Origin of the sequence: Pinisolibacter sp. (assembly GCF_036782435.1) — a bacterium.
GTDB lineage: Bacteria > Pseudomonadota > Alphaproteobacteria > Rhizobiales > Ancalomicrobiaceae > CALBKH01.
On sequence record NZ_DAIPZB010000005.1, the window covers coordinates 1 to 13,851 of the forward strand.

The window sequence follows — 13,851 nt, forward strand, 5'->3', positions numbered from 1 at the left end:
GGCATGAGCGGCATGTCGGGCATGGGTGGCATGTCCGGTATGGGCGGCATGTCCGGAATGTCGGGCATGGGCGGCATGTCCGGTATGGGTGGCATGTCCGGTATGGGCGGCATGTCGGGCATGTCGGGCATGGGTGGTATGGGCGGCATGAGCGGCATGTCGGGCATGGGTGGCATGTCGGGCATGTCCGGCATGAACCCGCCGAAGTGATCGGCTTCGTCTGATCCGGGTGGGCGCCGGCGACGGCGCCCACCCCTCGCTCCCAGATTGTTCTTCTCAGCAGGTGCAGCCATGCGACCGGGCAGAGGAATTCGGAAGTCGACCACGTCCGCGACACTCGCGGTCGGGATCCTGGCAGGGCTCTTCGCGGCGGTGACCGTCGAAGCGGCCGAGATCGACGCCAAGCCGATCGTCGTCGCCGCGAACAAGGCCCAAGCGAAATCCGAGGCCATGAAGGTGCCGAAGCCGGCGCCGACGGACCCTGCCGTCGCGGCGCTCGAAGAGGCGACGACGCGGGCCAAGGCTGGCGATTACGATGCCGCCCGTTGGCATCCCATCCATTTCAAGCCGGCGATCGACAAGGCGAAGGATGGCGACTGCCTCACCTGTCACGCCGAGATTTTGAAGGCGAAGCCGCGCCAGGCCTCCGAGGTCGGCGTGCCCGCCGACAAGGTGCTCGCCTGGTACCAGACGCTCGACACCTACGTCGGCGGCCAGGAGGATTTCCACATCCGCCACATGGCGACGCCCTATGCGGGCAAGGTGATGAACCTCTCCTGCACCACCTGCCATCAGGGCAACGACCCGCGCGAAGAGAGCCCGCATGCCGAGCTCGCGGCGCTCGAGAAGGCCGGCTCCAAGACGCCGCTGTCCTCGACCCTGCGCAAGATGGTCAATCCCAGCGAGACCTGTCTGAAGTGCCACGGCCAGTTCCCGGCGCAGAACATGGAGCTGCCGGGCCCCTGGCACGAGATCCGCGCCGACATGGAGCCGGAAGGCACCGCCAACGGCTGCCTCACCTGTCACGAGACGATCCGCACCAGCCGGCATCAGGTGGACTATCTGAAAGCCGCGGGGATCGAAGAGGCGGCGAAGGAGAGCTCCGACGTCTGCTACGGCTGCCACGGCGGTCGCAGCTGGTATCGCATCTCCTACCCCTATCCGCGCACCCCGTGGCCGGACATGCCGGCCGACACGCCGGAATGGGCCAAGGGGCGCCCGACCGAACCGGAAGCGCGCTTCCGTCTGCAGGCCAAGTGAAGGAGAGGCGACGATGACCGAAACCATCGACCCGATGGCGGTCGGCGAGGCCGAACCGCTCACCGATACCACCATGACCACCACCGGCACGACCCGGCGCGGACTGCTCGAGATGGCGGCGGCGGTCGCCACCACCGCGCTGGTGCCGATCGCCGGGGCGACGAAGGCGGCAGCCTTCGCCTACGAGCCCTATCCGAAGGACGACGAACTCGAAACCGTCGTCACCAGCTGCGCCCACAACTGCGGCTCGCGCCACATGCTGGTGGCGCACAAGAAGGGCGACGTCATCGTCCGCCTGTCCTCCGACGACGGTCGTTATCAGAAGGACGGTCATTTCGGTAAGGACACCGAGGCCGAGCCGCAGCTGCGCGCCTGTCTGCGCGGTCGCTCCTATCGCTCCCGCCTCTATTCGGCGGAGCGCCTGCTCTACCCGATGATCCGGGTGGGCAAGCGCGGCGAGGGCAAGTTCCGTCGTGCCTCCTGGGACGAGGCGCTGACCCTCGTCGCCGAGAAGATGGTGTATCTGAAGAACACCTTCGGCCCGACGGCGATCGTCGATCAGTCCTATGCCGGCGCCTCCTACGGCGTGTTGCACAAGTCCGATCAGATCGAGGGCCTTCTCGGCCGCTTCCTCGGCATGTTCGGCTGCCGCACCTCGTCCTGGTCGGTGCCGTCCTATCAGGCGACGACCTTCTCCTCGCGCATGACCTTCGGCACCATCGAAGACGGCAACGAGGACGACACCTACGCGCACGCCAAGCTGATCATCATGTGGGGCTGGAACCCGGCCTACACGTTCCACGGCGGCAACACGTTCTACTACATGCGCATGGCCAAGCAGCGCGGCTGCAAGTTCGTGGTCATCGATCCGCAGTATACCGACTCGGCCTCGACCTACGACGCCTGGTGGATCCCGATCCGGCCGAACACCGATGCGGCGATGATGGCCGGCATGGCCCATGTCATCTTCACCGAGAAGCTCCACGACCAGGCCTTCATCGACAAGTTCACGCAAGGCATCGATGCCGGCACGATGCCGGACTGGGCCAAGGACAAGGAGAACTTCAAGGACTACATCCTCGGAAAATACGACAAGACGCCGAAGACCCCGCAGTGGGCCGAGAAGATCTGCGGCGTGAAGGCCGAGGACATCATCAAGCTGGCCCGCATGTACGCCGGCACCAAGCCGGCGGCGCTGAAGGCGTCGTGGGCGCCGGGCCGCAACGCCTATGGTGAGCAGTACAACCGCATGGCCGCGGCGTTGCAGGCGATGACCGGCAACATCGGCGTCCTCGGCGGCTGCGCCGAAGGCGTCGGCAAGGGCTGGCACGCCGAAGGCGTCGCCTACCCCTACGACCAGTTCTCCAACGTCTGGTACGCCTCGATCAAGTCGGATCGCTGGGCCCACATCGTGCTGAACTATCCGAACGTCAAGCGCGAGGAAGTGGGGCTCTGGCCGCGCAACGACCAACTCGACGGGGTGATCCCCAACATCAAGGCGATCTTCTGGCAGGGGTCGGACTGGTTCAACCAGCTGACCAACATCAACAAGGAGATCGAGGCGATCAAGAAGCTCGAGCTGGTGGTGTGTATGGACAGTACCATCACCCCGTCGGGCCTGTGGGCCGACGTGCTCCTGCCGATCGCCACTCACTTCGAGCGGCACGACGTGGCGTTGCCCTGGTACAAGGGCCACTACTACATCCACCGTCCGAAGGTGATCGAGCCGCTCGGTGAATCGAAGACCGACCTCCAGGTCTTCACCGAACTCGCCTGGCGCCTCGGCTTCGGCCCGGCCTACAACCCGAAGGCCAGCCGCGCCTACTTCTTCGAAAACGATACGGTCGACGAGGCTTACCTACGCGAGTGGTGGGAAGGCAAGGTGATGCACCATCAGGGCGTCACCATGAGCTGGGACGAATTCAAGAAGCGCGGCGTCTACAAGTTCGTCTTCGACAAGCCGCAGATCGCCTTCCGCGATCAGATCGAGAAGGGCGTGCCGTTCCAGACGCCGTCCGGCAAGATCGAGATCTTCTCGACCACGCTCGCCAAGATCACCGACTGGAAGAAGACCCAGTACGGCACCGAGATCCCCGCGATCCCGAAATGGATCGAGCCGTGGGAGAGCCTCATCTCGCCGAAGACCAAGGAACACCCGTTCCATCTGGTCAGCCCGCATCCGCGTTGGCGCACCCACTCGATCTTCAACAACATCGCGTGGCTGCGTGAGACCTACGAGCAGGAGGTGACGATCAACGCGTCGGACGCCAAGAAGCTCGGCATCCAGACCGGCGATACGGTCGAGGTGTACAACGCCCGCGGCAAGTGCGTCGTTCCGGCCTACGTGACGGAGCGCTGCATGCCCGGGGTCCTGGTGCTGCACGAGGGCGCCTGGATGGATCTCGACGAGAACGGCGTCGACCGGTCCGGCAATCCGGACTTCCTGACGCTCGACGAGCCGAGCCCGGCCGGTGCCTTCGCCTACAACACCGTGCTGTGCAGCATCCGCAAGTCGGAGCTCGTCCACAAACCCGGTTGGGACAGGCTCGCGGTTTCGCGCAGCGCCGTCTTCCGCCGCGATCAGTGACGGGAGGGGGACATGGATCAGCAGACCAAACAGGCCATCAAGGACGCGGCCGCCAAGAAGAAGCGCGAGCACTACACGCCGGTCGTCCCGGATATGCAGCTCGGCTTCATCCACAACAACGTCGATTGCATCGGTTGCCGCGCCTGCGAAATCGCCTGCAAAGACAAGAACGGCCTTCCCCCGGGGCCGCGCTTCCGTCGGGTGGCCTATGTCGAAGGTGGGACTTTCCCCGAGGTCTACGCCTACAAGGTCAACATGTCGTGCAACCACTGCGCGGAGCCGGCATGCCTTCCCACCTGCCCGACGGGAGCGATCTTCAAGCGCAAGGCCGACGGCATCGTCGACATCGACTCGACGCTGTGTATCGGCTGCCGGCGGTGTGAGGCGGCCTGCCCCTTCGGCGCGCCGCAGTTCATCCCGGAGCGCAACGTCGTCGCCAAGTGCAACCTGTGCGTCGACGAGATCGAGGCCGGACGCAAGCCGTATTGCGTCATGGCCTGCATGATGCGCGTACTCGACGTGGGTCCCATCGACAAGATCGCCGACGGCACCTACGAAACCAAGGCGCGGGGACCGGCCGACAAGATCGTGCGGCAGGTCAAGACGATGTCGGATCCGGAGTTGACCAACCCCTCGATCCGCTTCGTTCCCCACTCGAAGGGCGAGGTCTGATGAGCGGCATCGCCGACGAGGTGGTCGGGTTCACGCAGGAGCAACGGCGGGGATACGCGGAGGATCTGCGTATCCTGGCACTGCTCCACGCCCGTGAACCGACGGCGGACCTGATCGCGTCTTTGCGGTCCGGGTCGGTCGAGCGTATGTTCTCGCTGCCCCTCACCGGGGAGCAGGAACGCGAAGCGCTCGACTTCTTCCGCACCGCGTTGACCGAGAACGTCACGCGGACGGATCGGGCGGGTCTCGACGAGTTGGCGGCCGACCACGCCGCCATCTACCTCAACCACACGCATCGAGTGAGCCCGTCGGAGAGCCCCTGGACCGATCCGGAGGGTCTGACGTCGCAGCAGCCGATGTTCGACGTCCGCGACTGGTATCGCCACTGGGGGATGGAGACGCCCAACTGGCGGGAGCGTCCGGACGACCATCTCGTGGTGCAACTCGAGTTCGTCGCGCATCTGCTCGACCAGGTCGGCAGCGAGGCCGCGCTGATCGATGCGGCGCGGTTCCTGGATCGCCATCTGTTGCGTTGGTACGGCTCCTTCGCCGACGGCGTTTCACGGCGCTGTTGGACGGCCTACTGGGCTGCCGTCGCCAATGTGACGGCGGTCCATCTCGAGTCCTTGCGCGAACGCCTGGGACGGCTGCCCGGTTGCGAACGAGTGGAATACGAGAGCATCGAGGCGGAGAAGCAGCGCCGCCGCGACACCACCATCGCCGAGACCTGTGCCTCGGCGGGAGCCTTCGCGCCGGGCGCCGGTCCGACGTTGTGAGGAGACGGTGAAGGTCACAGGGTCGCAGGAGGTCGTCATAGGCCGGCGAGAACACATGGGATCGTGCCGCCCCTCCGGAGTGTCCTTCGGGGGTGGTCGGCCGATTCGCGTCTCCGGTCGCCGATGCGGCGAGACGAGTACGACCGGGGGGAGGGGGATCGACCTCGTCCGCCCCGCCGGCGCGGCCGGGAGGATCGGCCGATGATCATCCGTATGCTCGACTGTCTCAGATGCAGTCTGGCGGCGCGGCTGGCGGTGACGCTGGTGGCGCAGCTGGTGGTCGTCTCGGCCGTCTTCCTCGGCGGCTTCGTCTTCCTCTATCGCTCCAGCCTCCAGTACGAGCGAACCCAGGCGGCCGAGAAGGTCGGGCAGTTGCTCCAGGCCAGCCTCGAGAACGCGATGCTGAAGCGCGACATCGACGGCCTGCGCGAGATCGTCGACCATCTCGGCGGGCTCGACGACATCGTCTCGGTGATGATCCTCGATCCCAAGGGAGAGGTGCGCTTCTCCTCGCGGTCGGGTCGTTTCGGCTCGCACTTCGACCTGGCGAGCGGCGAGCTCTGCCCCGATTGCGTCGGCAAGGAGAAGGGTGGCGTCGGCGGCGCCGCCTTCATGCAGGACGGGACGCGCGAGATCCTGCGATCGGTCAAGCCGGTTTCCAACAAGCCGGAATGCGGCCAGTGCCACGGCCCGGTCTCGGAACATCCGGTCAACGGCATCCTGGTGATCGACCATGCCGCCGAGGGCCTGCGCCGCGAGGCGGCGCGCAGCGCGGCGCTCTTCGCCGGGTCGGGCGGCATCGTGCTGCTTTCGGTGGTGTTCTTCACCTGGTTGACCCTGCGGCGCAGCGTGACCGGGCCGGTGGCTCGGCTCGCCGCCGTCGCCCGGGCGCTCGAGGCCGGTGACCTGAAGGCGCGCGTGGGCGCGACCGGTGTCGACGAGATCGGCGAACTCGGCCGCAGCATCGACCGGATGGCCGACCGGCTGGTCTCCACCCTCGCCGACGTCCAGGAGCGGGAGGACTTCCTCCAGGCGGTGCTCGATGCGGTGCCGGACGGCATCCGGGTGATCGACGAGGATTTCCGGGTGATCCGCGCCAATCGCGCCTACTGCACCCACACCAACCTGACGCCGGAGAAGGTGGTGGGCCACCGCTGCTACGCTCTCAGTCACGGACGGACCGAGCCCTGCATACCGACGCTGGTCACCTGTCCGCTGGTCGAACTCCAGGAGCCGGGGGCGAGCGTCAAGTTCCACGATCGCTATCTGTGCGGGGAGGACGACGAGGTCGCGGTCGAGGTGGCGGCCGCCGCACTGACGCTCGCCGATCACCAGGGCACGCGCCGCGTCGTGGTCGAGGCGATCCGCGATCTCGAAGCGATGGCCAAGGTGTCGCACGAGCAGAAGCTGTCGGAGATCGATCAATTGGCCACCGGCGTGGCGCACGAGATCCGCAATCCGCTCTCCTCGATCGGCCTCGGTCTCCGGGCGGCGCTCGCCGACATCGAGAGTGGCGAAACGCATGAGGCGTCGGCGGCTCTGCGCCTGATCGAGCCCGAGATCGAGCGCTGCCTCGGCATCGCCTCGTCGCTGCTGAAACTGTCGGCCCCGACCGGCTCGCACCTCGATCTGGTGATCCTCGACGAGATGATCCGCGAGGTCGTGGCTCTTCTCGGCTACGAGGCCGAGAACCGCAGGGTGACGATCGACCTGAAGCTCGAAGAGAATCTACGGGTCATCGCATCCGACAGCGAAATGCGCATGGTCTTCATCAATCTCGCCCAGAATGCCTTGCACGCCATGCCCGACGGCGGTGTATTGGACATCACGGCCCATCGCGACGGGGCGACCATCGTGGCGGAAGTCGGCGACACCGGCGTCGGGATCAGATCGGAAGACCTCGACCGGATCTTCATGCCGTTCTGGAGCCACCGCGCCGACGGCGTGCGGGGAACCGGGCTCGGACTGGCGATCTGCCGCACCATCGTTCGCCGTGTCGGTGGCTCGCTCACCGTCGCCAGCACGGTCGGACAGGGATCTCGTTTCACCTTGAGAATGCCGGATGCAGATCATCGACAGGCCGACTGAGGCCGACCTGGCCACGCCGATCGCCGACCGCCGCAAGATGGTGCTGGTGATCGAGGACGACGCGACCCTCAACCGGTTGCTGGTGCGCCAGCTGACCCAGGCGGGCTATGTCGCTCGCGGCGTCCTGCGTTGGAAGGACGCGCAGAAGGTGTTGGGCGAGGAGGAGCCGGCGCTGGCGCTGCTCGACATGCGCCTGCCCGATGCCGACGGCCTCGACGCGGTGCCGCAGTTGAAGGAAGTCTGTCCGGTGGTGGTGCTCACCGCCTACGGCGCGGTCGAACACGCGGTCAAGGCGCTGAAGGCGGGAGCGACCGACTATCTCGTCAAGCCGGTGCGCGGCGAGGAACTGGAGCTGGCGATCGGCCGAGCGCTGGAGCGGGCGTCGCTGCAGCGCGACGGTCTGTTCTGGAAGGACCGGGCGCAGTCGATCGAAGGCGGTATCCGGATGATCGGCGCCAGCGCCGCCTTCCGCCGCGCCACCGATCTCGTCGACATGGTGGCGCCGACCGACCAGACCGTGCTGGTTCTCGGCGAGAGCGGCGTCGGCAAGGAGCTCTTCGCCCGCGCCATCCACGACGCCTCGTCGCGGGCGGCTTCGAAATTCGTGGCGATCGACTGCTCGACGCTGCAGGCCAACCTTTTCGAATCCGAACTCTTCGGCCACGAACGCGGCTCCTTCACCGGCGCCGACCGGCGCAAGGACGGTCTGGTCGAGGTCGCCGACGGCGGCACCGTCTTCCTCGACGAGATCGGCGAGGTCAGCGCGACGATCCAGGCCAAACTGCTGCGCATCCTGGAGACCGGGATGTTCCGCCGTCTCGGTGGCACCAAGGATCTGCACGCCGACGTCCGCTTCGTCGCCGCCACCAACCGCGACCTGCAGGAGATGGTGCGCGCCGGAACCTTCCGGGCCGACCTCTACTATCGCCTGTCGCGGTTCGTCGTCGAAGTGCCGCCGCTGCGCGAGCGCGGCGAGGACATCATCGCCATCGCCGACGCCTTCGTCGCCGGTCGCGCATTTCGCCGCAACGTACCGAAACGGCTCGGCATGGAGGCCAAGAAGGCGCTCGTCGCCTACCGTTGGCCGGGCAACGTGCGCGAGCTGAAGAACGTCGTCGAGCGCGCCGTGCTGCTCTCCGGCGACCGGGAGACGATCGGCGTCGCCGAGCTCGGATTGACGGCGGACCCGATGCGGGCGCCGGAGGCGAAGTCCTTCCGCCTCGAATTCGACGCACCGCCGACGCTCGAGGAGATCGAGCGGGAATATCTCACGCGTCTGGCGACGCGCACCGACCTCAGCCGCGCCGAAATGGCTGCGACGCTAGGCATCTCCGAGCGCAACACCTACCGGCTGCTCGCCAAGCACAAGCTTCGATGACGCTCGCAGGTGGTGGTGATCGGTGATCGACGGAGAGCGCGGCACAGGCCGACGCCGCGCTGCGACCGCGTGAGTCTCGCGTGACGGCGACCCATCCCGAAGCGGTTCGCCGCCGCAGCGTCCACCGGATCTTCGACCGGAACGCGGGAGCCGACCGCCGACGCCTCGATTCGGCGCGCCGTTTCATGTCGTTCGATGGTTCCGGGAGATCGTGGCGCGCCCTACGGAAACGCCAAGGTCCAACGATTTCATGCCGTTGTGGCCTGCTAACCGGGGGGAGGGCGGACATTGGCGGAAAAGGGTTTTTTGCCTCTGTCTGCTAACCGTTCCACGCGCTTTCGAGCCCCGATCGGGGGTATGAAAGCGAACGCCCTCGGCGGGACAACCGAGGGCGTTCAATGCGTAGACCAGAAGAACGAAGGTCGATGCTCTGTCGAACAGGAGCACTCTACCTTCGTTTCGGAACCGAAACAAGGTGCGTGATGCCCGGCGCGTGGTTGAACAGCCCGAAGGCCAAGGCCCGGTTCGAAACCGAGGCGAAGAAGCGTTCGCTTGCGGATCGCATCATGGATCTCGTCGACGCCGAGATCGCCGCCACCCCCTACGTCTACTCGCACCTGATCGGGGCCGAAGAACCCCTTCGGTGGGCGGCGAAGCCGCTGAGCTGGTACGCGACCCAACTCGGGGTGAGCGCCGATACTGTCGGCGACACGATCGGGCGACAGGCGGGCGGGGCAGCGCCCTTCATGAAGCACGTGGTGAAGCCCAAGGGGGAGCCGCGCGTCACGCTTCTCCGCCCCGGCGATCCGTCCGCCGACAAGATCCCCGAGGGGTACGCCAACGCCATGAAGGCGTACTACCTAAAAGCGACGAGCGAAAAGACGGTCTCCCGTGACGAGTACGGCCAGCTCGTCGGCCTCGCCGAGGCGTGGGGGCACAAGGCCCCCCAGGTGTTCGCCACCATCTGCACCCATTGGCTCGAATACGCCCACGTGATGCATACCTTCATCGACATCGCGAAGGCAGAGGCGGAGGAGCAAGGTGTCGAACTCGACGTCTACCATTTGACGCTCTCTCGACCTCGGATCGGCGTCATGCGTCTGGTGCCGTGGGTCGGCAGTGAGTTCTACAACCTAAAACTTCAAGAAGCAGGAAAGGCCGACCACAAGGGGCAGGATCTCGCCCATTCGAGGTAGCTCTTGCAGGAAGAAAGTGGGGTGCCCTTAATATATATTATATAATTGGTATTAGAGGAATTATGAAAGAAACAGTCTTCAATATCCATATTGTTAGAACAGGAAGAAAGTGGGGTGGATATAGAAGACGGCTCCGCCCCCTCGACCTCCGGTCTCGGGAGGACGTAGCCAGAGGCTTTGGTCCCCTCTTTCTCTCTCGGGAGAAGGATAAACCTCTTACCTCGGAAATGACGGAAGTCTCTCGCGCACATGCGCACACGCCCGAGCGCACACGAACGCGCATGCGCGCGACCCTCTCGACTTCGGCGGTTCAGAAACGTGCCACGAGCGCGACAGTCGATTGACGATCTCACTCGGTAGACTATGATGACGATGCTTGGTCGTCCCCCCATCGGGCTAGAGTGACACCAGAGCGGTAGGTCCTCCGCAGCAACAACGTTTGCGGCGGGACCATGTTCAAACTCTTCAATCGCCAGACCAAGACCGATACTTCGATCGCCGAGACCAAGGCGACGACTTCGACGCTCGCCTCGCCCCAGCCGTGGCTGTTCGATCTCTTCGACGCGGCCCCCGCATCGTCTGGCGAACTGATCTCCCCCCGCAACGCTGAGCGCGTCCCGGCCGTACGGCGGGCCGTGGGAGCCCTCGCCGAGGGCGTCAGCGGCCTGCCTTGCGTCGTCTACCAGACGGGCGTCAGCGGGGCCGTGAGCGCGATCACGGACCATCCGCTTTCCGACCTTCTCGGCATCACCGCGAACGACTGGACCCCGGCCGCCGCGTTCTACGAACAGATGACGCGGGACGCGGTTTTGACGGGCAACGCCCACGCTTGGATCGCCCGCAACGGCGACGGCGAGCCGGTCGAACTCACCCGGCTCCGGCCCGGCGACATGACGTGCGACGCGGATGTGAACCCGCTCGACCCGCCGATCTACCGCCTTCAAGGGATGGTGGTCGATCGTTCGAACGTCCTGCACATCCGAGCCCCGAGCCTGGACGGCGTGTCCGGTGTTTCGCCCGTCGTCGCCTGTCGCGAGGCGCTCGGCCTTGCCCTGGCGATCGAGAAGCACGTCGCCCGCCTGTTCGGCCGTGGGGCTCGGCCCAGCGGCATCTTGTCGTTCCCCGGACGGCTGGGAGCCGAAGTCGCCGCTCGCGTCAAGGCGAGTTGGCAGGCTGCTCATTCGGGCTCAAACAGCGGCGGAACCGCAGTTTTGGAAGAAAACGCACGGTTCGAAAGCTTGACGATGACGAGCGTAGACGCTCAGCTCCTCGAACTATGGAAGCAATCGGCGATCGAGGTCGCCCGCATCTTCGGTGTCCCGCCTCATCTGATCTTCGAACTCGACCGCGCGACGTGGGGCAATGCCGCCGCGATGGGCGAAACCTTTCTTCGCTTCGGCCTCAGCCGGTGGCTTCGGGCTTGGGAAGGCGAACTCAATCTCAAACTGATCGCCCCCGAGGATCGCCGCCGCCTGACGATCGAGTTCGACACGGACGCGCTCACCCGCACCGACCTCTCCGCCCGTGCGGACGCCTATTCGACGCTGATCTCGGCGCGCGTCCTCACGCCCAACGAGGCCCGCGCTCGTGAAGGCCTCCCGCCGAAGGACGGCGGCGACGACCTCGTGAACCCATTCACGACGTCGGCCAAGGCCCCCACGATGGGAGGACTGACCAGTGGCTGACACGACCGTTCGCCTCTTCGTCGGTGACGCCGCCCACGACCTCGCCCTGACGCCGCCCATGATCCTCGAACTCGAACGGCTCACGGGCCGCGGGATCGGCGGCATCTTCCGCCGCCTCGCCGCGAGTGAGTTCGCCTTCGCCGAAGTCACTGAGACCATCCGCCTTGGACTGGTGGGCGGCGGCATGTCGCCGGAGCGCGCCGCCGAGATCGTCGAGACCTACGTGCAGCCGCGTCCTCTCGCCGAGATCTTCCCCACGGCGCTCTCGATCATGGAAGCCGCGTGGTTCGGGGCTCCCGCGAAGGAGGCCACCGAATGACCACGACCCGCATGGGCCGCGTGAAGCGCGCGGTACTCGCCGCCTTCGAAGCCCAGCCTCGGCGCTGGTTCACCACCGCGCAACTCGCGGCCATCGCTTATCCGGGGGTCGAAATCGGGAAGCGCCACCTCGACGCGACCGACCGCGCGCTTCGCAACGTCGCGCCTACCCTCGGGCTGGTCCGGTGTCGGGTCGGAACTCCGAAAACAGGCGGATGGCACAATTCGTGGGGTGCTCGCTAATGTCGGACCACCAGCACTCGATTGCACGAGAGACCGACCACCTCGAACAGCTCGACCTCGAAGTGAAGTTCGTCACGGGCGAAGCCGGTCTCGTCGCAGGATACGCGAGCCTCTTCGGCAAGCCGGCCGACACCGTCCGCGACGTCATCGCCCCCGGTGCCTTCGCCGCCTCGATCGCCCGCCGCCTTCCCGAGATGCTTCGCGAGCACAAGGGCGACCCCATCGGCACCTGGACGGACGTGACCGAAGACGACCTCGGCTTGCGCGTCACCGGCCGCTTCGACCTCTCCACCCAGGCGGGCCGCGTCGCCCATGCCGACGTGCTCGCGGGCCGGATGGACGGCCTCTCGATCGGCTACTTCGCCAAGAAATCCGACCGCGCCGGAGACGGCGTGCGGACCCTCCGCGAGGTCGACCTCGCGGAAATCTCAATCGTGCGCCGCCCCGCGTCGAGCCGGGCTCGCATCCTCTCCGTGAAATCGATGGAGCCCAGCACCATGACCGACAATCCCACCGCGACCCCCGAGGCCGAAGACGAGGTGAAGGCCCTCGGCGACCGTCTCGCCGCGATCGAGGCCAAGGCCGCCGCGATCGAGACCAAGTCGGCCGACGCCGCCAAGATCACCCGTCGCCTCGACGAGATCGAGAAGCGTCTCGCCCGTCCGGCGATCGGCACCAAGTCGGCCGGCGATACCGAGGAAGTCGAGGTCAAGGCCGCGTTCGCCGATTACCTGCGCACCGGCCGCGCCTCCGCCGAGGTGAAGGCCCTCACGATCGAAAGCCCTGGCACCGGCGGCGTGATCGCGCCGCCCCAGGTCTCGACCTCGATCATTCAGAAGATCGCCGAGTTCTCGCCGGTGCGTCAGCTCGCCTCTTCGATCGGCCTCTCGGCTCCGCTCGTTCAGATCCCGCGTTTGGTAGACGAGGTCGAAGTGGGCGAAGTCACCGAGACCTCGACCCGTCCAGAGGGCGAACTCAGCTTCGAACAGATCGACCTCAAGCCGCACGAAATGGCCGTCATCGTGCCCATGTCGAAGACTGTGGTCGAAGACGCCGCCGTCGACCTCGTCTCGTTCGTGTCGAACCACGTCGCTCGTCGGTTCGGCATCAAGGAAGCCGGTTGGTTCGTGAAGGGCAACGGCACCTCGCAGGCCGAAGGCATTCTCACCTCGCCCGAAGTGGGAGTGACCGATAGCGCCGTCTCTGGCGGTGTGGTCGCGGACGATCTCGTCGAAATCTACTACGGCATCAAGTCGGTGTACGCCACGCGCGGCAGTTGGCTGATGAACCGCAAGACGATGGCGAGCATTCGCAAGCTGAAGGACGAAACGGGGGTCTACCTCTGGCAGCCCGCGCTTGCCGCCGGCCAGCCGCCGACCTTGCTCGGACGTCCGGTCTATGAAGCTCCCGACATGCCCGATCCGGTCGCCGGTGCGACGCCGATCGCGTTCGGCGACATCGCGAGTGGCTACCTGATCGCCGACCGCATCGCCCTGGAAATCGCCCGCGACGACCTCACCGGCTGGGGAACCGGCCTCGTGAAGATCCTCGCCCGTCGCCGTGTCGGTGGTCGCGTCGTGCTCGGCGAAGCCATCTCCAAATTGAAGATCAAGGCCTGATCGGCACCAGCTCTCGAAAGGACATCACC

The 13,851-nt window shown here is 66.0% G+C and carries 12 protein-coding genes; all 12 read left to right on the forward strand.

The window, feature by feature from the left end; genetic code table 11:
* On the forward strand, window positions 1–210 hold a 210-nt coding region (locus tag V7Q42_RS03120; RefSeq protein ID WP_333822407.1), incomplete at its 5' end, for a hypothetical protein.
* 162 nt (window positions 211–372) lie between these two features.
* Window positions 373–1,260: a hypothetical protein gene (locus tag V7Q42_RS03125; protein WP_333822408.1), complete on the forward strand. Its 888-nt coding sequence runs from the start codon at window positions 373–375 to the stop codon at window positions 1,258–1,260.
* 13 nt (window positions 1,261–1,273) lie between these two features.
* Window positions 1,274–3,847, forward strand: a complete 2,574-nt coding sequence (locus V7Q42_RS03130; protein WP_333822409.1) for a molybdopterin-containing oxidoreductase family protein — start codon at window positions 1,274–1,276, stop codon at window positions 3,845–3,847.
* Between the two features lie 12 nt (window positions 3,848–3,859).
* The gene (locus V7Q42_RS03135; RefSeq protein ID WP_333822410.1) at window positions 3,860–4,519 is read left to right on the forward strand and encodes a 4Fe-4S dicluster domain-containing protein; all 660 of its coding nucleotides are present in this window, start codon (window positions 3,860–3,862) and stop codon (window positions 4,517–4,519) included.
* Window positions 4,519–5,295, forward strand: coding sequence for a TorD/DmsD family molecular chaperone (locus V7Q42_RS03140; RefSeq protein WP_333822411.1), 777 nt, complete (start codon window positions 4,519–4,521; stop codon window positions 5,293–5,295). Before V7Q42_RS03135 ends, V7Q42_RS03140 begins: the two co-directional genes overlap by 1 nt.
* Before the next feature lie 201 nt (window positions 5,296–5,496).
* Entirely contained in the window at window positions 5,497–7,383 is a 1,887-nt protein-coding gene (locus V7Q42_RS03145) for a sensor histidine kinase (protein ID WP_333822412.1), read from the forward strand.
* Complete coding sequence (locus tag V7Q42_RS03150) at window positions 7,358–8,761, forward strand: sigma-54-dependent transcriptional regulator (protein ID WP_333822414.1); 1,404 nt, start codon at window positions 7,358–7,360, stop codon at window positions 8,759–8,761. The genes V7Q42_RS03145 and V7Q42_RS03150 overlap by 26 nt, the downstream gene beginning before the upstream one ends.
* A gap of 482 nt (window positions 8,762–9,243) precedes the next feature.
* Window positions 9,244–9,957 (forward strand): hypothetical protein, encoded by a 714-nt coding sequence (locus V7Q42_RS03155; RefSeq protein ID WP_333822415.1) that lies wholly within the window; start codon window positions 9,244–9,246, stop codon window positions 9,955–9,957.
* A 452-nt stretch (window positions 9,958–10,409) separates the two neighbouring features.
* Complete coding sequence (locus V7Q42_RS03160; RefSeq protein ID WP_333822416.1) at window positions 10,410–11,642, forward strand: phage portal protein; 1,233 nt, start codon at window positions 10,410–10,412, stop codon at window positions 11,640–11,642.
* On the forward strand, window positions 11,635–11,961 hold the full coding sequence (locus V7Q42_RS03165) for a gene transfer agent family protein (RefSeq protein WP_333822417.1): 327 nt from the start codon (window positions 11,635–11,637) through the stop codon (window positions 11,959–11,961). Before V7Q42_RS03160 ends, V7Q42_RS03165 begins: the two co-directional genes overlap by 8 nt.
* A complete protein-coding gene (locus V7Q42_RS03170; RefSeq protein WP_333822418.1) occupies window positions 11,958–12,203 on the forward strand; it encodes a hypothetical protein in 246 nt (81 codons plus the stop codon). The genes V7Q42_RS03165 and V7Q42_RS03170 overlap by 4 nt, the downstream gene beginning before the upstream one ends.
* Window positions 12,203–13,822, forward strand: a complete 1,620-nt coding sequence (locus V7Q42_RS03175) for a phage major capsid protein (protein WP_333822419.1) — start codon at window positions 12,203–12,205, stop codon at window positions 13,820–13,822. The genes V7Q42_RS03170 and V7Q42_RS03175 overlap by 1 nt, the downstream gene beginning before the upstream one ends.
* The last annotated feature ends 29 nt before the right edge of the window (window positions 13,823–13,851 follow it).

Excerpts from the sequence above, each read along its gene's own strand:
- V7Q42_RS03135 (WP_333822410.1), top strand. The coding sequence starts at position 3,860 with ATGGATCAGCAGACCAAACAGGCCATCAAGGACGCGGCCGCCAAGAAG.
- V7Q42_RS03170 (WP_333822418.1), top strand. The coding sequence starts at position 11,958 with ATGACCACGACCCGCATGGGCCGCGTGAAGCGCGCGGTACTCGCCGCC.
- V7Q42_RS03155 (WP_333822415.1), top strand. The coding sequence starts at position 9,244 with ATGCCCGGCGCGTGGTTGAACAGCCCGAAGGCCAAGGCCCGGTTCGAA.
- V7Q42_RS03140 (WP_333822411.1), top strand. The coding sequence starts at position 4,519 with ATGAGCGGCATCGCCGACGAGGTGGTCGGGTTCACGCAGGAGCAACGG.
- V7Q42_RS03145 (WP_333822412.1), top strand. The coding sequence starts at position 5,497 with ATGATCATCCGTATGCTCGACTGTCTCAGATGCAGTCTGGCGGCGCGG.
- V7Q42_RS03150 (WP_333822414.1), top strand. The coding sequence starts at position 7,358 with ATGCAGATCATCGACAGGCCGACTGAGGCCGACCTGGCCACGCCGATC.
- V7Q42_RS03160 (WP_333822416.1), top strand. The coding sequence starts at position 10,410 with ATGTTCAAACTCTTCAATCGCCAGACCAAGACCGATACTTCGATCGCC.
- V7Q42_RS03130 (WP_333822409.1), top strand. The coding sequence starts at position 1,274 with ATGACCGAAACCATCGACCCGATGGCGGTCGGCGAGGCCGAACCGCTC.
- V7Q42_RS03175 (WP_333822419.1), top strand. The coding sequence starts at position 12,203 with ATGTCGGACCACCAGCACTCGATTGCACGAGAGACCGACCACCTCGAA.